Annotated in this window: 20 protein-coding genes and 1 pseudogene; 15 read left to right on the top strand and 6 right to left on the bottom strand. The window is 44.9% G+C overall.

The genetic code is table 11. The features are described 5' to 3' along the window. Positions 1-586 precede the first annotated feature (586 nt). The 5 genes from EO92_RS07720 (at position 587) to EO92_RS07700 (ending at position 6,747) form a co-directional block, all read left to right on the top strand. The gene (locus EO92_RS07720; protein WP_052734299.1) at positions 587-1,855 is read left to right on the top strand and encodes a BatD family protein; all 1,269 of its coding nucleotides are present in this window, start codon (positions 587-589) and stop codon (positions 1,853-1,855) included. A gap of 159 nt (positions 1,856-2,014) precedes the next feature. After that, positions 2,015-3,130, top strand: a complete 1,116-nt coding sequence (locus tag EO92_RS07715) for a cell division protein FtsZ (RefSeq protein ID WP_048170575.1) — start codon at positions 2,015-2,017, stop codon at positions 3,128-3,130. 519 nt (positions 3,131-3,649) lie between these two features. Next, on the top strand, positions 3,650-4,864 hold the full coding sequence (locus EO92_RS07710) for an iron ABC transporter substrate-binding protein (RefSeq protein WP_048170573.1): 1,215 nt from the start codon (positions 3,650-3,652) through the stop codon (positions 4,862-4,864). Positions 4,865-4,882: 18 nt separating this feature from the next. Next, positions 4,883-5,956 (top strand): iron ABC transporter permease, encoded by a 1,074-nt coding sequence (locus EO92_RS07705; RefSeq protein ID WP_048170571.1) that lies wholly within the window; start codon positions 4,883-4,885, stop codon positions 5,954-5,956. Then, positions 5,953-6,747: an ABC transporter ATP-binding protein gene (locus EO92_RS07700; protein WP_048170569.1), complete on the top strand. Its 795-nt coding sequence runs from the start codon at positions 5,953-5,955 to the stop codon at positions 6,745-6,747. Before EO92_RS07705 ends, EO92_RS07700 begins: the two co-directional genes overlap by 4 nt. Before the next feature lie 182 nt (positions 6,748-6,929). Here EO92_RS07700 and EO92_RS07695 read toward each other — a convergent pair whose 3' ends face one another. From EO92_RS07695 to hisS, 6 genes are all read right to left on the bottom strand, one after another. Further along, the gene (locus EO92_RS07695; RefSeq protein WP_048127524.1) at positions 6,930-7,388 is read right to left on the bottom strand and encodes a 30S ribosomal protein S15; all 459 of its coding nucleotides are present in this window, start codon (positions 7,386-7,388) and stop codon (positions 6,930-6,932) included. Between the two features lie 312 nt (positions 7,389-7,700). Next, positions 7,701-8,972: a hypothetical protein gene (locus EO92_RS07690; RefSeq protein WP_235283249.1), complete on the bottom strand. Its 1,272-nt coding sequence runs from the start codon at positions 8,970-8,972 to the stop codon at positions 7,701-7,703. Between the two features lie 121 nt (positions 8,973-9,093). Then, complete coding sequence (locus EO92_RS07685) at positions 9,094-9,651, bottom strand: hypothetical protein (RefSeq protein ID WP_048170589.1); 558 nt, start codon at positions 9,649-9,651, stop codon at positions 9,094-9,096. 10 nt (positions 9,652-9,661) lie between these two features. Further along, positions 9,662-10,285 (bottom strand): hypothetical protein, encoded by a 624-nt coding sequence (locus EO92_RS07680; RefSeq protein WP_235283248.1) that lies wholly within the window; start codon positions 10,283-10,285, stop codon positions 9,662-9,664. A 17-nt stretch (positions 10,286-10,302) separates the two neighbouring features. Continuing rightward, complete coding sequence (locus EO92_RS07675; RefSeq protein ID WP_235283247.1) at positions 10,303-10,833, bottom strand: hypothetical protein; 531 nt, start codon at positions 10,831-10,833, stop codon at positions 10,303-10,305. A 266-nt stretch (positions 10,834-11,099) separates the two neighbouring features. Then, entirely contained in the window at positions 11,100-12,341 is a 1,242-nt protein-coding gene (gene hisS, locus EO92_RS07670) for a histidine--tRNA ligase (RefSeq protein ID WP_048170567.1), read from the bottom strand. A 656-nt stretch (positions 12,342-12,997) separates the two neighbouring features. On the opposite strand from hisS, the gene cobD reads away from it, so the two are divergent. The 10 genes and pseudogenes from cobD to EO92_RS07620 form a co-directional block, all read left to right on the top strand. Next, positions 12,998-14,488 (top strand): threonine-phosphate decarboxylase CobD, encoded by a 1,491-nt coding sequence (gene cobD, locus EO92_RS07665; protein WP_048170566.1) that lies wholly within the window; start codon positions 12,998-13,000, stop codon positions 14,486-14,488. Further along, entirely contained in the window at positions 14,485-15,471 is a 987-nt protein-coding gene (locus tag EO92_RS07660) for a cobalamin biosynthesis protein (protein WP_048170563.1), read from the top strand. Before cobD ends, EO92_RS07660 begins: the two co-directional genes overlap by 4 nt. Positions 15,472-15,798: 327 nt before the next feature. Next, positions 15,799-16,341: an alpha-ribazole phosphatase CobZ gene (gene cobZ / locus EO92_RS07655; protein WP_048170561.1), complete on the top strand. Its 543-nt coding sequence runs from the start codon at positions 15,799-15,801 to the stop codon at positions 16,339-16,341. A gap of 17 nt (positions 16,342-16,358) precedes the next feature. After that, positions 16,359-17,195, top strand: coding sequence for an adenosylcobinamide-GDP ribazoletransferase (cobS, locus tag EO92_RS07650; protein ID WP_048170559.1), 837 nt, complete (start codon positions 16,359-16,361; stop codon positions 17,193-17,195). Beyond that, positions 17,180-17,791, top strand: a complete 612-nt coding sequence (locus tag EO92_RS07645; protein ID WP_048135215.1) for an NTP transferase domain-containing protein — start codon at positions 17,180-17,182, stop codon at positions 17,789-17,791. The genes cobS and EO92_RS07645 overlap by 16 nt, the downstream gene beginning before the upstream one ends. A gap of 66 nt (positions 17,792-17,857) precedes the next feature. Then, positions 17,858-18,565 (top strand): ABC transporter ATP-binding protein, encoded by a 708-nt coding sequence (locus tag EO92_RS07640; RefSeq protein ID WP_048135214.1) that lies wholly within the window; start codon positions 17,858-17,860, stop codon positions 18,563-18,565. 3 nt (positions 18,566-18,568) lie between these two features. Continuing rightward, positions 18,569-19,531, top strand: a complete 963-nt coding sequence (locus EO92_RS07635; protein ID WP_048170558.1) for a SufD family Fe-S cluster assembly protein — start codon at positions 18,569-18,571, stop codon at positions 19,529-19,531. Positions 19,532-19,646: 115 nt separating this feature from the next. Next, positions 19,647-20,012: a hypothetical protein gene (locus tag EO92_RS07630; RefSeq protein WP_048137024.1), complete on the top strand. Its 366-nt coding sequence runs from the start codon at positions 19,647-19,649 to the stop codon at positions 20,010-20,012. A 744-nt stretch (positions 20,013-20,756) separates the two neighbouring features. Further along, on the top strand, positions 20,757-21,407 hold the full coding sequence (mtbC, locus tag EO92_RS07625) for a dimethylamine corrinoid protein MtbC (RefSeq protein ID WP_048137022.1): 651 nt from the start codon (positions 20,757-20,759) through the stop codon (positions 21,405-21,407). 6 nt (positions 21,408-21,413) lie between these two features. Beyond that, a pseudogene (locus EO92_RS07620) lies at positions 21,414-21,651 on the top strand ([dimethylamine--corrinoid protein] Co-methyltransferase); the annotation flags it as partial.

Genomic DNA, 21,651 nt, shown 5'->3' with positions numbered 1-21,651 from the left:
GACGAATAAATTTTTAGATTTGCCTGTAAGTTAACACATTACTCATTCTATTTTTTTATTTAAAAGATGTCCCTGTTGAATCTTGTTATCTCATGAATTTTTTACACCAATGAGTACAATTCTATTTATAATATGTTTCATTTTTCGGCTGAAACTTTGAAAAACACCGAAAAGATAAAAAGGAAGTAATGAATAAAGATTACCAGGATGATAATCTGAAAACATAAAATGATCAAAAATACTAAATCGAAAATCCGGATGAATATTACTATTGAATCCAGCTTCTAAAAGTCCACTTGTTTCATAATTTCTTCTTGGGGAGAATGTGGAATTTCAAGCACTCATCCGCATATTTTGCGCTTAAATATAGTACCAAATAAAAAAAGATCACAAGCATTCAATCGGGAAGTCTCTGCAAAACTTGGTAATGTTCTTGATAATACCGCGGCTAATTCCCGTTTTGAACTTATACTGATTTATCTTGTAGTTTAAACAGCTAATACAATAATATTTATCTAAAAATAATTTAAAGGAGAATAACCTGCCATAAATAATCTTTTTTTATAAGGAATTTGAGGTAGCAGAAGTGAAACTGAAAGGGACCCCTAGAATTGTTTTGTTTGCGTTTCTCATCCTGCTGACGCTTGGCAGCACAGCATCGGCAAGAACCACAGTGTATGACGGTGATATTGAGGAAGGAGAGGTATATCAGCTTAACAATTACATCATCGAAATTACCGATGTCTTCCCTGAAGCTAAAACAGCCTCATACTACGTGTACGAACGAGATAAGGAAATCGCAAATGGTCTGCTGGATATAAATGAGAGCTTAGAGTTTGATTTCGAGGATGATGGTGAAGTCCAGATGTGCCTGAAGTCCGTGCATGGCGGAGGCGTATTACCCAGAGCTACAGTTGAGATAAGTATATCAAACTACAACATAGGAGACCTTTATGTAAGTGAGGTTATTGAAAGCGGGCACTCTGGAACAACCTTCGCAGGGGATCCGAAGCTTGTAATAGTCAAGAGCGTAGATAAATCCGAAATAGAGGTAGGAGATGTCATAACTGTTACTGTGACTGCAAGAACTACCGGAAACGATGCTGCAAACAAGGTGCTGTTTACGGACCCTAAGCAGGAACATTTTATCCTGAAAGAAACCACTTACGAAGTTTCGACCAGCATCCCTAAAATTGATTATGGGCAATCAGTCCCCGAAACCCTGGTTTATATTTATAACTTAAAAGCAACCGAGGCAGGAACCTTCGACCTCAGAGCTGTGACTGCTACTTATACGAACAGTGCCGGTCAGACTTACCAGTCTTCTTCTAACACACCATCTATTACTGTAAGTGAAGGAAATAAGCAGATTGCGAATGTTGACTCCATAATGAATGTGGATCTCTCATCTGTAGGAAGGAACGAAAAAATTACCTCAATCGTAATACTGAAGAATACAGGCAGTGCCCCTGCACAGGCTGTCCGCCTCGACATTATGGTTCCGGAAGGTATGGAATACGTGGGCGGAGACGAGGGGATTGAAACCATAGGTGGAAACCCCAGAATATACCTTGAAACTCTGCAGCCCAATAACGACAAAGAGTTCAGGTATACTTTAAAAGCAAGAGAAGTGGGAACTTACAGTATAAATTCAGAGCTTTCTTATGAATACAGTAACGGTGTAGATGCCCAGAACATTAAGCAAAACAAGGAGTTTGCAAGTTCCCGTATCAATGTAAAAGAAGGTAAGTTCGATTTTCTGATTAAAAACCCTTTATACATCATAATTTCAGCAATCATCCTTGCAGTTATTGGATTTCAGGTATACAGGCGGCACAGGGAATACAGGTATTAAAAGAGTGAAACTTACTCAATTATTTAAGAACTTTAATTGCTACTATTCCAACTTAATTACTACTATGTCAACTTGATTAATAATATTCCTAAAATGTAAAATCCGTGATCGATTCCATACAGGAAAAATATTAATTCACCTTTAAATTGGAGGGATTTTTTGCTTAATATACTGGTAATAGGAAACGGGCAATGTGGAAACAGGATTCTTGATTCCATTAACCGACATGCAATGGGAGGGGGAAAAAGCTGCAACAAGCTTGCAAAGTTTTATTCAAAGCAGAGATTTAAAAGCCATGTTGAAACCCTTGCCTTCAACACTGCCGTTAACGACTTAAAAGAGATGAAATTTACAAAAGCAAAAGATAGAGTCCATATACCTCACCTGCACGGAGTCGGTGCAAACAGGAATGTAGGAAAGCAGGTCTTTGAAGAAAGTAAAGAACAGATTATGCGGCAGATTGAGGAAAGGGGCAATTTTGATATCGCCTTTGTACTTACCTCAGCTTCAGGCGGCACAGGCTCTTCTTTTACCCCTCTTCTCGTAAAAGAGATGAAAAAACGCTATGATTATCCTATTTATTGTGTCGTTGTCCTCCCTTTCAGGGAAGAAGGAACCCTTTATCTTCAAAACGCAGCTTTTTCTATCCGGGACATCCGCCAAAGCGGAGCAGACGGGATTATCCTTGCTGATAACCAGTACCTGAAAAATATAGGGGGAAGCATCCAGGATGCCTATAACGGCATCAATGACATGATTGCAGAACGTCTTCTCTTCCTTCTCGATGCTCTTGATAGTGAGATGATGATGGTAACGGACCTCGGGGATTTCAAGACTGTAATGAACGGGGGTGCAGGGCTTGCAACAATCGGCTTTTTCAGGGCTGATAAGGAAATGCCTGTTAAAACCGCAATCCAGAATTCACTCTCTCCTTCAGGTCTTTTATTTTCAACCAATGTTTATGAAGAAGCAAGCAGGGCAATGATCATAATCAAAGGCGACCGCAAATACCTGAGCATAGACGACATCTCAACTGAAATCGAAAAACTTTCCGGAGCCGTAGGGCATGTCTTCAAGGGGATAGTCGTATGCAACGGAGAGTATCCGCAGATCCTTTCACTTCTGACCCTGGAGTCAGCCCATGAGCTGGAAAAACTCTATAATGTGGCAGTCCAGGCAATCCACTACGAAAAGGCAAAAAAGCAGCGCGTGGAAGAAGGAGTAGAAATGGAAAAAGCCTTTTCCCAGATTGAAGGGCTGGAACCTGAATACTGAAATTCAGGTCCTTCTCCTTCTGACCTTTTTCTCATATTCTTCTGACCTTTTTCTCATATTCTTCTGACCTTTTTCTCATATTCTTCTGACCTTTTTCTCATGTTCTTCTGACCTTTTTCTCATAAAACCATACTACCTTCTTTAGTTTACTTCGCTATTTCTTCAAACATCATTCCGAAAGTTAATGCTTTATTTTCAGTCGAATAGCCCGCTAGCTTGCTGTGGGGTGCGCCAGCGCAACTTTGATTGACGGTTTGTGTAAAATAAATGTACCATTTGCAGGACAAAGCGAAATCTGTCAAAAAAGTCAATGTTCACAGGTACCCCACAGCACAATAATGAAAGTGGTAGTGGATTCATAATACACCCGCGCTCACCATATTAATTATCCTCAATCAAATTAAATCTCACAATAACTCATACCAATCTTTGGAAAATTATTGGTATTATAAGAATTAATTGAATAAATTAGTTAACTTTATGTAATACGCTTTCTCTAGTAAATTAGAGGAAAGTAATATGAATATATCCCCCCGTATTAAAATAGCTAAAATTCTTTTCATTGGAGTGCTCATAGCTGCCCTGGTCGTAACCTCAGGATGTACGAGCAAATCCACTCCTGTTGAGGACGGAGAAGGTGCGGCTCCAGCAGAGTCTGCCGGGATCACCACAAATTCCGAGGAGTTAACAGAATCCGCAGGAATTACAATCACAGATGGGTTCGGCAGAAATGTAACCATACCTGAAAATGTTGAAGAGGTCGTCTGTTCAGGGGCAGGATCCCTGCGCTACCTTGTATATCTGCAGGCTCAGGACTTCGTAGTCGGAGTTGACAGTCTGGAAAAGAAGGAGTCAGAGGTAGAAGGCCGTCCTTATGCCCTTGCAAATCCGCAGCTTAAGGGCTATCCCCTGATCGGCGAGTTCAGGGGCAAGGATGACCCGGAAAAAATCATTAATATCAACCCTCAGGTTGTTCTGAAAACCGGTACAACTGGCCAACCTTCGGCAACAAATGCCGCTGAAGCCGACAGCCTCCAGGAAAAAACCGGCATCTCGGTAATCTCATTCCCTTACGGGTCTTTGAAGAACGAGGAACAGAAAGCTGAAATGTACAGTTCACTCCGGATAATGGGTGAGGTAGTGGGCAAACAGGAAAGAGCAGAAGAGGTAATCGCTTATATCGAAGCTACGATGGAAGACCTCGAAAACAGGACTGCCGACATTCCGGAATCCGAACGAAAGACTGTTTATGTCGGAGGGGTGAGCAGTGCAGGAGCTCACGGGATAATTTCCACAGAACCGGCTTATCCGCCCTTCCTCTGGGTAAATGCAAATAACGTTGCAGCCGGAATGGGCGCAGACCATGCGGATATTGCTAAAGAAGCCCTGGTAAACTGGGACCCTGAGTATATCTTTATCGACATTGGCACCCTCCAGCTGGGCAATGAAGGAGCCGTCGGAGAACTCAAGACCGATCCGTCACTCAAAGGGCTTTCAGCCGTGAAGAATGGCAATATTTACGGAGTGATACCCTACAACTTCTACAGCACCAACTATGAGTCAGTGCTTGCAAACGCTTATTTTGTAGGAAAGGTGCTCTATCCGGACCGGTTTGAGGATATCGACCCTGAAGCCAAAGCCGACGAGATCTATACTTTCTTCATTGGCAAACCTGTGTTTTCTGACCTGAACGGACAGTACAATGATACGGGTTTCAAGCAGATTCTGCAGTAAGATGGAGGGTATAAATAAGTGCATTTTGCCGACGGAGCAGTACCCGAAGATTACCTCGTATACGTGCGGAGGAAGTACTTCTGGATAATGGGGGGGCTCCTGCTCCTTTTTTTCATGTTTATATACTCGATTTCCGTAGGAGAGGTAACGATACCCCCTTATGGGGTGTTGCAAACCCTGATGGGGGAGAACATCTCTGATAAATGGGATTCGATAATCTGGAACATCCGTCTCCCTCAAGCCCTGGCTGCGATAGTAGCAGGAGCCGGGCTCTCAGTTGCTGGGGTGGTAATGCAGTCTATCCTGCGTAACCCTCTCGGATCTCCGTTTACTCTCGGCATCTCAAACGCCGGAGCTTTCGGGGCTGCCTTCTCAGTAATTGTGCTCGGGACAGGGAGGATGCAATCGAGCGTTGCAAACGCCGTCATCCTCAACAACCCTTACCTGACCACAATGGTAGCTTTCATCTTTTGCCTTCTTGCCACAGGGGTAATCCTGCTCATCTCCCGGATCCGCGGGTCTTCACCCGAGGTAATGGTGCTTGCAGGTGTTTCGCTGTCTTCCCTCTTTACCGCAGGGACGATGTTCCTGCAGTACTTTGCTGACGATACCCAGCTTGCAGCAGTTGTCTTCTGGACCTTTGGCGATGTCGGAAGAGTGAAAAACTGGCCGGAACTGGGGATTATGGCAGGGGTTGTCCTGTTCGCGGTCATATTCTTCATTGCCAACCGCTGGAACTACAATGCAATCGATGCAGGGGATGAGACCGCAAAAAGCCTCGGGGTCAACGTGGAAAAAGTCAGGCTTATAGGAATGATTATTGCTGCACTTGTCTCGGCTGTTGTCGTTTCTTTCCTTGGCGTCATAGGGTTCGTGGGGCTGATCTGTCCGCACATGGTAAGACGGATTATAGGGGATGACCAGAGATACCTTATACCCGGCTCAACCCTCCTTGGGGCAATCCTCCTTCTAGTATCGGACACCGCAGCCAGGCTTATAGTGTCCCCATATGTGCTTCCGGTCTCCATCCTGACTGCTTTCATGGGGGCACCAACTTTCATTTACCTGCTCATCAGGGGGTATAAACGATGATTCTTTCTGTAGATGAACTCCAGTTTTTATATCGTAACCGTAAAATCCTTCATGAGATTGCCTTTTCAATCGATGAAGGCGAAGTTGTCGCAATCCTGGGTCCCAACGGAGTTGGCAAGACTACCCTGTTAAAATGCCTGAACAGGATCCTTAACCCGAGAGGGGGAGCAGTCCATATAGATGGGGAAAACCTTTCCGACCTTGGGACAATGGAAATTGCACGCCTTATCGGGTATGTCCCGCAGCGTGTGGAAACAGGGAGGCTGACGGCTTTTGATGCAGTCCTGCTAGGTAGGCGGCCCCATATTAAATGGGATATTACGGAAAAGGATCTCAAGATCGTTGATTCGGTCTTCAAGTTACTCTCGATGGAAAACCTGCGCCTGTCCTATATCGATGAGATGAGCGGAGGCGAACTCCAGAAGGTGGCAATAGCACGTTCCCTTGTTCAGGAGCCCAAAGTCCTTCTCCTTGATGAACCTACAAGCAGTCTCGACCTGAGGAACCAGGTGGAGATCCTGGCCATTATCAGGCAGATAGTCCTTAAGCATAATATTGCGGCTGTGATGACGATGCATGACCTCAATCAGGCTTTCAGATATGCAGACCGGTTCATTCTCCTGAAGGGAGGGAAAGTTCACGCCTATGGAGGAGTGGAAGTAATTACCCCTCAGGTAATCGAAGAGGTATATGGCCTGCCAGTCGTTATCGGGGAGATTTCAGGTATGCGGTGTGTAGTTCCGGGGAGCCCTGCATGGGACTGCAAAATAAGCTACATTGCAAGCAAATAATGATTCCGTAATGAAAAAAGCGGCACAACTGCGGGCAAAAAAACACTGGGTCGCGCTTTCTGACACCTCATATCAGAGGCACAGGAAGGATTTTACGTTTTAAAAAAGAGTATAAGGGAGTTTGCCGTAAAGGCAAACTCAATCCTTATGTGGAAAAATCCCTTGAGTGGGAATTTTCAGGTTTATCTGGTAATCATCATTTCTGCGGTTTCAGGCTTGTAGAACCAATCTCTCGGAAGTACCTTTTCCTGTTTGTAGTACTTAACAAGCCTTCTGATCTTGGACTCAGTCAGGTTGAGGGAACGCTTGTTGTGTACGTCTTTCTTGTTAATAGCAAGGTGCTTCCTCAGTTTCAGAGCCTTCACGATGAGGTTGGTAAGATCTTCGGGAATGTTAGAATAAACGTTGTTTTCCTTGAGAATTGTTGTGATCTTCTTACCTGTGACGAGCTTGGCGTCAGGGACTCCATAGCGGTCTCTTAAAATCATTCCGATTTCGGATGTGGATACACCCTGTTTCCAGAGATCCAGTGTAATTGAAGTGACTTCGTCTGCTCCAATCTTGCACCACTCAGGGGCTTCGGTTCTGTTAGGCCTGGTGGATGCTGACTTTCCTTTTCTTTTGGTATGCATTTTTGCCATATCTGATTCTCCTGATATTAATTGATCGATACCCGAAAGAAAAGCTCTTCGGGCTGAGGTTATATCTTTACCGACTATAACGGACCAACACATCGATCGGGAGATTTTTAATCCGCCACAGCAAACTGCTGCGTGGCTTTTTTCAGGAACTCCTGCAAAAGCGTAAGTGTTTCGGTAAAAACATCACTAGAGATTGCACCATATAATATATACTTTGTGTCGGGAAAAAAGAAGGAAAAACATTATAAGCATAAAAATAGGAGCAGGGTCTCTTCCGACGAAAAAAATTTCTGAAAAAGGCTTCCATCCCCATTAAAATGGTTTCCAGAGGTAAAGGACTATTCTTGCCCCTCCGGGATTGATCTGCCTGTAAATTGATTCTATCCCTGTATCCCTTAGAGCCTGAGCCTTCGAGAGATCTTCAGCCTCGAGTATGGCATAAACAGTCTCGTTAATTTCACCTGATAATTCAGCTTCAAGTTCTGTCCTTATCTCTTTTTTGATGTGGTCAACCAGCAGGGCTTCAAGTAGAGAGAGTTCTGCAGTGGATACATTTCCGGGATAGGTTTCGGAATCGAGTGCAAACCCTGTTTCAAGCAGGTCCGAGAGATAGGCATTAAATTCGTCTTCTGTTGAGGGAGAATTTTCTTCATCCGCATTTTCCGAAACCCCGTAAAGCAGGGTCTCAAAAGACTCATCTGCTTCTTCTCCGAAAACCGACCCCGAATAATCAGACGGGAAAAGCAGCTCAACAGCTGTCTCCGCCCCTTCAAGAGCTGCGGCATCAAGAGAAGCATTAAAAGCCTGGAAAAGTGCTGTTGAAGCCTCTTCTTCAGAAGTGTTAAGTGAAGTTTCAAGCACGGAATCATTCACACAGGCAAGAAGAGCATCCTTAGAAGGTGCACTTGCATAAAGAGGCATGGATAGTTTTGTACTCTGTCGGATGGCATCTGCAGGAGGTTCTTCTCCGACTATAAGTTCACTTCCCATCGGAAAAGATCCCACGGGATACCAGTAAGCTTCAAAGCGATAAGAAAACCTCCCTGCAACCTTTTTGTCCAGATAAGCAGCTATAGTTTCAGAAGCCTTATCTGAGTAGTCCTCAGCCAGTGGGTTGAGCAAAATGGCTGAGCCGTTGTTTGATAGAGTAAGGGATATGGCCAGGTATTCGGCTGTCAGGTCAGCGAAAGTCCTGTGTTTCTGTTCCTTTCCGAAAAGGGTGTGAGCAGGACTTTCCACAATCGAGTTTTCGGGGACTGAAATGTTAAGTGCCGAAAGAGGAGATATTTCGTATTCGAAGTCCTCAAGTTTACAGGAAAGAAAGGATTCGAGCAGATAAGCATCCAGTTCTGAAGAAGTCACATATCCGGCTGCAATATACTGTTCATCAGCCTGCAAGGAGGGCATAAGAAGGACCCCTGAAAGTGAAATCAACACAAGCAAAAATAGGGCATCAAAAACTGTAGAATAACCTGAAGACTCCCTCATATAAACAGAAGATTCCTTAACAGTTTCACCCTTTACATTTATATTTTTTACTTTTTGTGACTCTCCGGAATTTTGAGAAGCTCTCAAAGGTTTCATCTTATTTCACCTGTTTCTGTCCTGAATCAGATTTCCTGTCCTGAATCAGATTTCCTGTCAAGGACCAGTCAATTCCTGCTTTCGATGTGTACTCCGTTTTGCTCCTTTGCTTGATCCTCTTTCACATCCACGGAGTTTTATACAGCACTACAGTAAGGGTCCCGGGGACCGATTCCGCAGGATTCAATTCGATTACAACCGGCATCGAAGCCGCAACTTTTTCCTGTTTCCCCATAAGATGCCCAGGTTCGACAATTTCAGGATCGATGAGCCACTGCCAGCGCCCATCTCCGGTCCGAATTTCGACCAGAAACGGATAGTTTCCGGAAAAGGCTGCAAAAAATTTCATTCTCTCATTCTGTCCATCGGGACCTGAAAGCTTATCAAGGGCTGATGCAGAAAGCATGCCCGAATTTTCGGCTCTAAAGGCAGGTGCTTTGGCCAGCGTTCCTGCAAGAAGGGAAGCGCTTTCATAGTTCTCAAGAGCAAAAGAGCTGTCCTCATATCCCATGTATGCCCTGGAAAGAAGGGCAGCAAAGACCACGAAACCTATGACAGCAAGAGCAGTGGCAAGAAGATCGGAATGGGGTTCAAGGACTCCCCTTTCATCCTTGAGGATTGAAGTGTCAGATTTTTTCCAAAATTTTTTTCCAGCTGCCAGTAAATTATTGATAAACAAAGATCCAACCTTATTGATAAACAAGGACACAACCAATACCAGAAACCCCCTCACTGTCCTTCACATAAATAAGTTCTTTCTTTATGGAGATGTTTTCACCTGCGTTTAAAACCACTTCCTCGGTCCCGGAAACCTGAAGGAAAGCCTTAATTTCCTGAAGGTCAGTGATGAGGGGAGATCCTTCATTACCCTCAGCCCCGAACTTTGTATTCAGCTTTCCCCGGAGTACGGATTCATTGAAAGGCAGGACTCTGAAGGCAAAGGGCCTTACAGCACTGAAACTTTTTTCATCATATCTGGCCTTCAAATGGACATACTCTCCTGAAACGCAGACCTCTATATTTTCCCCGAATGGGGAAGCCAGAAAGACTTCGTTCTCATCAAAACGAAAAGAAAGCTCCTCCTGAACTTTCTCCTGACTCCCCTCCTGAAAACTCCCTGCTCCAGCTTCATCTACCGCGGTTTTGAAATCCCTTGCAAGGAAATCGAGCTGTTCCTGTGCCTCGAGGTCTTTAAATCCGGCAGCCAGTTGAAAAAGGGCTGTAAAGAGGATTACGCTGGCAAGAATAAGTGCCGCTTTTGAAATTAAAAAGTCAGCCCATGCCGAATCATCCTCTGAAAAATCCTTTGCCATACGGATTTCTCCTGACCTCATGTTTTTTCATCAGCTCCGGTTTCAGAGATCAGTACGAAAAGCCTTCCGGATTCAGGCTCGATCTTTGTTGAAAGGAGTACTCTGTGCCTGCCCGAACCAAGTGAGGAGGGTCCGTTAACCTCCGGATTCGAAAAGGAAGCAACTGCAGGATAAAAAGTTGACTTTCCTCCAATAGTGATACAATAATTATCCGCATCCTCGGGCCAGTCCCCCTCCCGACCAGGCAGAGTCCCGAAGTCTAAAGATGCCCCTGGGGGTATCCTTATCTCAAAGGCAATTTCACTCCCTTCTCCGCGTATGGAGAGCTGTTCGGCAGCAGCTGTTAGTTTTGAAGCTTCATCCAGGGTTTCCTGTTCCCTCACATCCTCCAAAAAACCAGAAACATAGACTGACGAAAGAAGCAGAAGTACAGCAAAGAGAATGCCTGTAACTGTAAGCCTGAAAGGAAGACCGAATACAGCAGATTCATCAGTTATAATTTGACAGGCTGAAACTTGAGCCTTATTAGACGTAAATTTACCCCCCACGCCCAGATTCCTGATAACTTTGGAACTTAAATATAATAAAATTTAAGCTTCCAGTCTATAAAAAGTTTATCTTTTGTTTGGATTGAAAAGAATGACAATAAATATATCATCTCAATAATATTCTTAAAAATAATAAATGGAATGGAGAATAAGTGGAATAGAGTATCTAAGTGAAAGAAAAAAAGGACCGCAAAAAAAGGAAAGGAAAGGAAAGGAAAGGAAAGGAAAGGAAATAAAGAAGCCGAAAAAGGACAAAAGGAATACTTTCAGTCCGGCTGCCCTGTAATCTTCCCTATAATTTCTTCAAGTGTCAAAAATTCCTGTTCTCCGGATACCATATCCCTGAAAGTCAGTTTTCCTGCCTCGAGTTCTTTTTCCCCGATTATGATCACATAGTCGGCATTGATGGTATTTGCATAGGTGAGCTGGGCCTTGAAATTACGTTCCATGAGGTCTATGTGGACAGGCAGGTAATTCCTCAGGGTAGTTGCAAGTTTTGCAGCTTCCAGATGAGTTTCGGGCTTTGAGACCAGCACCAGTTTTCTGGGTTCCGGGGTTTCGAGTGGACAGATCTCCATTATTCTGTCAAAACCTATCCCGAAGCCTGTAGAAGGCACATCTCCGCCTCCGAAAAGCTTTATAAGCTGGTAAGAGCCTCCCCCGCAGACCTGCTTCTGGGCGCCAAGGCCTTCGGCATAAACCTCAAAGACCATGCCCGTATAGTAGTCAAGCCCGCGGGCAATCCCGAAATCAAGCGAGTAATTGACGCCATATGCATCAAGAAGTTTAAGGGTCTTTTCAAAGCTTACAAGCTCAGGGATGTTCCCGACGATTTCTTTTGCCTGAGGGAGGGTGTACTTGCCTTCGAGATTTATCAGGTGGAAGATGTCGGACTTCAACTGCTCTTCTGCCCCTATTTCCTCAAGCAAGGATTCAAGGCCTGCATATTCTTTCTTGTCCACAAGCCTCATGACCTTACTTACGATCTCGGGTTCAAGCCCTTTTAAAAGCGTACGGATCACTGCAAGGTTTCCGATCTTCATGTCGCCCTGAATGCCCACAGCTTTTAACATTGCATCGGCAAGGGCAATAACCTCGGCGTCCGAGTCGGATTTTCCGCTACCGATGAGTTCGACCCCGAACTGCCAGAATTCCCTGAAACGGCCTTTCTGGGGGCGCTCGTAGCGGAAACAGTTTTCAAAGTAGAATAACTTCAACGGCTTGGGGAAAGGCTGAAGTTCATTTACATACATCCGCATGACAGGAGCCGTAAGTTCCGGTCTGAGGGTCATCTCCCTGCCTCCTTTGTCCGTGAAGTTGTAGAGTTCCCCTATAATACCTTCTCCGGACTTAAGGGTAAAAAGGTCCAGATGTTCAAACGTGGGCGTAATGATCTCACTGTAGCCCCAGTTACGGACAACATTTCGCATAACGCTTTCCACGTACCTTCTCCGGGCAGTATCTGCGGGTAAAAAGTCCCGGGTCCCTCTTGGCCTGTTAACTGTCATTTTTTAATGCACCTGGTATATATCGAATTTAGAGAATTTATGCTGAAGACATAACCGCTTGTTCGGATAAATAACTCATATACATTTCATAAGCAGCATATAAAGCTCTTGCAAATAGCCCAAATCCATTCTTAATCTGTGAAAGAAAGGGTCAGGTTAGTTTCCTGGATTAAATGGACTCCTGTAAGAAGCATTATCCTTACATTCTACTGTAATCTGCAGTTTTACAATATCCTAATCTGCAGTTTTATAATATCCTAATCTGCAGTTTTATAATATCATAATCTATAGTTTTACAATATCCTAATCTGCAGTTTTACAATATATTCTGCGGTTATACGGAAGCTGCTCTGTTCCTCTTCAGCTTTTCTGGATGGAGTAGTCAAAAACAAGCTATTTTACTTTTTCTATATCCCCCTCTAAAAGTCAAAAAATATACAAATAGAATATACAAATAGAAATCAGTTAGAAAAGCAGATCTATATGGGAATAACAACATATATAATATATTTTTCATGTAAAATAAAGTATAATGGATTCCAGAAAGCAGAGTTTTCGCAATCAAACAACAACAAAGCAAATAAAGGCAAGTTTGAACCGGCTAATATAATAAACAACTTAATATACATGATTCACGCTAAATATTTGCGATCGACGTGTCAGAGCAAAGAAGTGTACCTTTAAGGGAGCATCTGCTGGCCCTGAAACCCTGCAGACATGGAGGGTTAATCCAGGAAACTTCGGAGACATACGGGATCCCCGAAGGTGAAATTCTCGACTTCAGTGCAAACTTTAACCCACTGGGAAGCCCATTTGACTATCCAGAAAGCGGATTAAACTTTGAGGATATTATTGAAGAGAGCCTCGGAAAACTCCTGGAATACCCCGACAACAGGTATTTGGAGTTCAGGGAAGCTGCTGCTAGATTTGTAGGACTGGGTGTAACACCGCAGAGTATTATTCCTGGCAACGGTTCAACGGAAATTGTCAGGCTTGTAGTTGAATCTGTGGTAGAAAAAGGAGACAAGGTCCTTTTACCATGGCCCACTTTCGGAGAATACGAAATGCAGTGCCGGGTCATGGGAGCAGAGCCGGTATATCCTGCACAGGACGAGGTAAATACACTCTCGGATGAGATGCTGGATAAGGCAAAGATCCTTTTTATCTGTAACCCGAACAACCCTACTGGAAAACTCCGCAGCAGGGAAGAACTTAAAGCTCTTGCAGAACGCTGCAGGGAGCATAAAACCCTTCTTTACGTGGATGAGGCCTTCATTGAGCTGTCCGATTATTCACAGAGCGTTGCAGACCTTCCTGCAGACAACGACTATGTTTTTGTCATGCGCTCTCTTACAAAGGACTTTGCGATCCCCGGGATCAGGATGGGCTTCGGGATAGCTTCTCCGGATATGGCTGAGATCCTGAACACAGCAAGGTTGTCCTGGAACCTCGGAGCTATTGCAAACACTACCGGAATCGCGCTTCTCAACATAGAAGGCGGGATTGACAGCCCATACCTGAAAAAAGCAAGGGCAATGATCCTTGAAGAAGGGGAAAAGCTCAAAGCCAAACTTGACAGGATAAGGGGCTTTGAAGTCGGGGAAGTAAATGTTAACTTTATCTTTGTCAACATCAGTAAATTCATGCTTGACTCAGGTGAACTGAGTGCACGCCTTGCAGCCCGTGGGGTCCTTATTCGGGACTGTGTCTCATTTCACAGCCTGGGAAAAGATTACATAAGAGTTGCAGTCAGGACCGGAGACGAAAACGACAGGCTCATTGCTGCAATCGGAGATGTTATCGCCGAGTGGGGCAGAGAACAGGCAAAGAACGAACTGCAGCACGTAATCGAGAAAGCCAGTGAAGAAGGCATAGGAGGCAGGAAGACCTGCGAGTATTACCCCTGCCATTTTGAAGGCCAGAACTGCACCTTCTGCTTCTGCCCATTTTACCCCTGTGAAAACGAGAAAACCGGTGGAAAATGGATCAAGAGCTCAAGAGGCGGCAGAGTCTGGAGCTGCGTTGACTGCCACCTTGTCCATAAGACGGAAATCGCCCAGAAGATCCTTGACTGCCTGATGCAGGAAGGGGATACGGACGAACTTGTAAAAGTGGCCTGGAAAAAAGTAATGGAGCCTATCTTATGATTATCCCGGACAGCGGGCACCTTGCTCTGGTACTTCTGCTTGCTGCAGTTATAGACATAGTTTTCGGAGAGCCTCCTGCTGCTATTCACCCCGTTGTCTGGATCGGAAAATTAATCAGTTTTTTGAAAAACGCAGCCCCAAAAACCCACAGGAAACTCTATGGTGTGGCAATGGCTCTTTGCTGTGTTTTCTTCGCGTCTTTACTGGGTTATTCCGTTCTCTACATTGCAGCCCTTCCGGGAATTCCGTACATTTTAGCACTCTTAATCGAAGCCTACTTCCTGAAAGCCACCTTTGCAATCAACTGCCTGCTGAGCCCTGCCAGAAAGATTTACAAACACCTTGAAGAAAACCAGCTGGAAAAAGTCCGGGAACTGCTCCCTATCTACGTCAGCCGGAACACCTCCAAACTGACAAAAACTCAGATGTCTTCTGCGGTTATTGAATCCGTCTCCGAAAATTACGTGGACGGTGTCCTGAGCCCGATTTTTTATTACGCACTTTTCGGAGAACTCGGGCTTGTGGCTGCCTATGCCTTTAAAGCCATAAGCACTCTTGACTCGATGGTGGGGTATAAAACCGAGCCTTACAGGGAACTGGGATACTTCTCAGCGAAGTCAGATGATGTGTTGAATTGGATTCCTGCACGTATTTCAGTTATCTTTATCCTTGCTGCAGCCTTTACAGTATCTTTATTCCCTAATAACGGAAGAAAAATCAATCCGCTCGACAGCATAAAGACTGCTCTCGAAGACGGGATGAAGACTCCGTCCCCCAATTCCGGCTATCCAATGGCTGCTACTGCCGGAGCCCTGGGGGTTAAACTTGAAAAACCCGACACTTATGTGCTGGGAGCCTCATACCCGCCTACCGAAGTAAAAGATATAATACGGGTCTCCCAATTAATAGCAATTGCTTCAGGGTTTTCACTTGTTGCTTTTGTGGCAGTAATCCAGATAACGGGAATTTTCCTGTATCTGTGATCTGTAGGTGTATCCCCATTACTTTGAAACCCTTACTTTGAAACCCTTACTTTGAAACCCTTACTTTGAAACCATTAATTTACAGGACTCCCGCCAATTTCATAATCCGGATGCGCGGAAACTGGGACCCTGAGAAATCGGAATATGCTCGGCAGGTGACGCCGGAAGCAGTTAAATCCATTATAAATCCATTATAAATCCATTACATTAACCGGTAAAAAGCTTAAAACCAATTTCTCGTTTTAAGCTCCATCATTTCAAGCTCGACCGTTTTAATACTATTATCAAGCAGAAACTAACCGTTTTGACAACCCCGGAGTGATCAGTATGAAGTTATCCGATATTGAGGAAAGGGACCTGAAAAAAGGGCAGCCTGAAAAAATAGAGGGAAAAGCTACCGTCGATATCCTCGATGTCCTGGCCGAAGAAGGCATAAGTATCCAGGACCTTGCGGACACAGCTCTCGAAATGTATGTCCCTCACCCCGGACTTGAGACAAGGGAAAAAGCCGAAGCTCTGTTTAAAAGGGAACTCAAATTCGCTCTGTCGGACCCGAATCTCTGCCTTCTTATTTATTCCGGGGTTCTGCTGGAGAGGGAAGGCAGAGCCGGAAACCTTCCGAATCTTAGCAAAAGTTCTTATGAAAAAGACCTTAGTTTTATAATCGCTGACGAAGTGCTGGGCAACAGCATCGCAAACTATATCAGCGGCTCTAAAGGGACATTCGAGTTTGTCAGGTATGACAAACTAAAGCCCGGAATCCTTGCAAATCTGGGGCCTTTCATGGACGACGTCATAGGGGGCCTTATCGGAGGCGTGTCTTCCAATATGTATTCAAGAGGTATGGCAGAGTTTGAAATAAATGACTAAAAAACAGGCGATACATAATGAATTCATATTTACTGGCATTTAAGTCGGGTTTTGGCTTCCTGTCCACGATCCCTGTAGGAATCAGTATGGAAGGGATCGATGAACTCATGAAAAAGATCTACTTCTACCCTATCGTGGGAGCTGTAATCGGACTTCTCATAGGGGCATTTGCATACATAGGGCAGTTGATATTCCCGGGCCCGGTCCTTGCAGTCCTTATCATGGGAGTCATATATTACATTACAGGCTTTAACCACCTCGACGGGGTCACTGACATGGGAGACGGCTTTATGGCCCATGGGTCCCTTGAGAAAAAAATCAAAGCCTTAAAAGATACGACTCTCGGGACAGGAGGTGTGGCGTTCGGCATGCTTGTACTGCTTGCCCTGTACGGTTCCATAAGGTCTGTCCAGGAAGAAGGCTTTACAGCTTTTGGTTCTAACCTTCCGCTGCTTATGTTTGGATCCATGTTTATTGCAGAGGTCAGTGCCAAGCAGTCCATGTTAACCATTGCCGCTTTTGGGAAACCGATTCCTCCCCCGAAAGACCAGGCTTACCCGGGTCTTGGAGCCATGACCATAAACGGGGCAACCCATAAAAATTTCCTCATAGGATTTATCTTTGGAGCAGTTGTATGTTCCCTGCCATTTGGATTGATAGGGCTGCTTCCCTACCTTGCAGCATGTGCCTCGGCTCTTGTACTCCTTAACAGGAGTTATGCCCACTTTGGGGGCTTAAACGGCGACGGAATAGGTACTGCTAACGAAATTGGAAGAATAACTGCCCTGATTATTATTGCGGTTATCCTCAAACTTTCATTAAACACCGGAGGTCTGGAATGGACGCTATTGTAATGGCAGGAGGGTTCGGGCAGAGGCTTGGAATGGGGGAAAAGCCCTGTGTTGAATTGCTCGGAAAGCCACTCATTACCTATGTGATAGATACACTTAGATCAACAAAAAATATAGACAGAGTTTTCGTAGCGGTCTCGCCTGTTACCCCGAAGACCGAAATCATGATTCAGGAACGCTACAAAGGCGAGGTTCAGGTAATCAGGACCTTTGGAGGAAACTATGTAGGGGACATGATTCATGCAGTGGAAACTGCAGGAACGACAGGTCCTGTAATGATTATCATGTCCGACCTGCCCCTTATAGACTCCGAGCTTATTGATTCGGTAATCCGGAAATACAGGGAAGAAGGAAAGCCTGCACTTTCCGTATATGTCCCTATCAATGTATGCAAGGGAGCAGGAACCAGGCCGGATACAGTATTTAACAAGGATGGAAAACTTATCGTGCCCGCTGGAGTAAATATCCTTGACAGTTCTCAAATCCGAACCGAACAGGAAGACTTTAATCTGATACTTGATAATCCCAAACTAGCACTAAACGTAAATACCGTTAAAGACCTGCAGCGCTGCAAGGATTTGCTGCAGTGCTCAAACTAAATGTTGCAGTGCTCAAACAAAAATTTGCTAGAGGTGTCATATATTTTATCCTTAAAAAACCTGATATTGAGCCGTGATGGAAAAAAAATTCTGCGTGGGGTCAACCTTGAAGTGGGAGACTGTGAAATCCACAGCATCATCGGCGCAAACGGTGCAGGGAAAAGTACACTTGCCTACACCCTGATGGGGCTCCAGGGTTATGAACATGAAGAAGGCAGCATCATTTTTGATGGGGAAGATGTTGCAGTACTTTCGATAACCGAGCGTGCAAAAAAAGGCATAACCCTTGCCTGGCAGGAACCCGCTCGCTTTGAGGGGCTAAAGGTCAGGGATTATCTTGCAATTGGGGCAAAAGGCAATGGAGGCATTACAGAAGACGAGATAAAGGAAGCCCTCAGGAAAGTCGACCTGAAACCTGAAAAATACCTTGACAGAGAAGTCGGCGAGGCATTGAGCGGGGGCGAAAGAAAGCGAATCGAGCTTGCCTCTATCATTACCATGAAGCCGAAACTTGCAATTCTTGATGAACCTGACTCCGGAATTGACGTGGTTTCCTTAAAAGAAATCGTCTCCCTGATCCGGGCGCTCAAAGAAAACGGCTCTTCAGTCCTTGTAATCACGCACCGGGAAGAAATTGCAGCCGCCTCGGACAAAGCATCCCTTATGTGCGAAGGGTCAATCCTCAGGAGCGGGGATCCCCTGGAAATCAGCGAATTTTTTAAAAACAGATGCATACCCTGTGACAGCCGGGTATCGCCCCCAAAGGTGGTCTGAAAAATGACTCAGATTACATTGAATGCGCTTTCCAGAGAAGCAGAAGGCATAACGGCAGCTTATACCGCAGCCGGAGGAGATACTGCAGTCCTGCATGATCATGGAATCTCAAGTCTTGTGATAAGCGGGAACAAGGTGCTAAGTGCAAATGCGACCGAAGGCGTAGTGCTTGAGAAAAAAGAAACCGAACACGGCGTGGACATTAAACTGACCATCAAAAAAGGATATAAAATCCCCCTGCCTGTCCACCTCTGTTTCGGTGTGGTCCCTAAAGATGGGCTTCAGGAAATCAATATGGACTTCGTAGCCGAAGAAGATTCGGCTGTGGAACTTATAGCCCACTGCACCTTCCCGAACGCTGAAAAGGTTATCCACAAAATGGATGCTGAGATGCTTATAGGAAAGAATGCGTCCCTGAAATACACCGAGACCCATTTCCACGGCTCCCACGGAGGAATTCAGGTGATCCCAAAAGCCCATATAAAGATCGAGGAAGGGGGCAGTTACTACACGAATTTTTCCCTTCTCTCCGGAAGGGTAGGGTATCTGGAATTCGATTACAGTGTGGATGCCGAAAAAGACTCGGTCTGTGAGATGGTCACCAAGGTCTACGGAAAAGCAGATGATATGATAAAGATCCTCGAGAAAATCTCCCTGAACGGGGAAAATGCCCGCAGTGTTATCAAAAGCCGACTTGCCATAACTGATAATGCCATATCGGAATTCAGAGGAATCACCGAAGGCCGCGCCCCTAGAGCCCGCGGACACGTGGACTGCATGGAAGTCATCCAGGGCAATGCAAAGGCTGAAGCCGTGCCAATTGTCCGGGTCGACAACCCCCTTTCAAAGGTTACTCATGAAGCTGCAATCGGCTGCGTGGACAAAAAGGAAGTAGAAACCCTCATGGCCCGCGGTCTTGAAGAAGACGAGGCAATAGACATTATAGTAAAGGGAATGCTGGCTTAAAACCTGCCTTCATCCCTTATTTGCCTGAATCCGGTATCCTGTATACGGGGATCAGCCAATCCAGAACAATTTACTGGAAAGTTTAGAGATCTCAACACTGAAGTAGGTGGAAAGTATGAGTGGTGAATTAATCATTCTTGAAAAAAAGTATTCGGAAAGAAACCTGCAGTTAATTACGGGGAAAAAGGACATAAGTTCGCATACGATGGATATTCCCGAAGAAATGTTGCTTTTAAGTGAAGTAATCGAAGACCCCAGAAAACTTCCTTACTTGCTGGAAACCTTTTATACTGCACAGATAAAGAATGAAAAAGCTTTTCATTTTGCTCTGCTCAGAGTCCAGGTAGATTCGGATATAAGGATGCATGAAGACATCCAGAGATACCAGCAGAGAAGATACGTAGCTGAAACCCTTGAGAAATTACTCTACGGGGAGCTTATGCTTTCAGTAGGGGATAATACGAGCCTTGAAGAAGACTGAGGGCTCTGGCCTTAAAAGAGTTCTTTCCCGACTTTACCCTTTTCCCTCTCCTTCTACATTCAGGAACTTGAAGCAGTAATGAGTTTTCCAAAACTCCTGTTTTTTACAGAGGCCCGGACTTTTGACTTAAACTTTCTATTTTCTCCAGCCTTTTTGCTCTCGGGTAAAGAGTTTCTTTTGCCTTGAGAACCAGCAGAAAAAAATCACATCCTATCACGTTTTTATCCTCAGTGTTCCTGAGCCCTGGCGTATATTTACACCAAATCGAAGAAATCCGGGGTTCTACTTATACATTAAAAATAATAACTATTTAATAATTTTAACAAGATATAAATATATAGATTCAAACGATATTAAATAAGGGGTATAGCCCGGAAAAACGGGATTTTTCAGTAGCTTTCCGTGAGAACGCCTGGAAGGATAACAGAATAGAGGTGAGGTTCGGGAAGACAAACTACCGGCACTACCATATTTAACAGACATGAAGAGTAATCCGGAGGAGGGGGCCAAAAGTACAGCTGTATAGTGGGAACTATAGATGTAGAAACCTGGGGGTTAAAGCAGATACCAGCAACAGACAGAAACTGATGCAAAAGTAGATCTCGATCCCTCAGGAAAAGCGGAAAAATGAAACTCGCTTTCTGGAAGAGAGGGTTTTTCTTTTTAAATGTATAGACTGGGATTCTTCCGGCACGAAGAACCCACTGTTCTTACAAAATAAATGTGGAAAAAGAGGGTTTTAAAATGGCAAGCAAAGAAGAATTACTTCAGGAACTTTCGGATGCGATTATTTCCTGCAAGAAGGACAGGGTGATTGCAGCCGTAGAAAAGGCAAAAGGAGTGATGGAACCGGCCGAGATCATTGAAAAGGGGCTTGCGGCCGGAATGAACCAGGTAGGGGTCCTCTTTGAGAGAGGCAAACTTTTCTTACCCCACGTGATGATGGCTGCAGACGCGATGACTGCAGGGGTCAAACTCCTTGAATCTGAAATGCCTGCGGGAGCCCAAAAAAAGACAATGGGAGTCATTGTTAACGGGACAGTAGAGGGAGATGTGCACGACATAGGCAAGTCTATAGTCTCTACCATGCTCCAGTCCGCAGGATTTGAAGTTCATGACATCGGCAGGGATGTCCCGATCAAGAACTTCATCGAAAAGGCAAAGGAGGTCAATGCGGATATGATCGGACTTTCGGCCCTGATGACCACAACTCTTCCTGGACAGAAAGGGGTTATCGAACTCCTCAAGGAAGAAGGTATGAGGGAGAGAGTAAAGGTCATGGTCGGAGGAGCCCCTGCAACCCAGGCCTGGGCCGATAAGATAGGGGCAGACTGCTACGCAGAAAATGCCAGCGAAGCCGTGGCAAAGGCAAAGGAACTGCTCCTTGGGAAGTGAGAATAAATGGCAACAGAATACGCTCTGAGGATGGGAGATGGAAAGAGGATCTTCCTTACCAAAGAAAAGATTGTTGAGGAAATTGAGGCAGGTACGGCTAACGCCGCTGACCTCGGTGAGATTTCTGTCCTCAGTGATGGTGAACTTGAAAAGCTTGCAGAAATTCTGATGATGCCCGGAAAGGCAGTCAGTGTTGAGCAGGGCATGGAAGTTCCTGTAACCCACGATATCGGTACCCTCAGGC

It is taken from the genome of Methanosarcina sp. 2.H.A.1B.4, from assembly GCF_000979385.1.
GTDB lineage: Archaea > Halobacteriota > Methanosarcinia > Methanosarcinales > Methanosarcinaceae > Methanosarcina.
The sequence above is the reverse complement of the archived record's forward strand: the minus strand, read 5'-3'. Positions and strand labels throughout refer to the sequence as shown.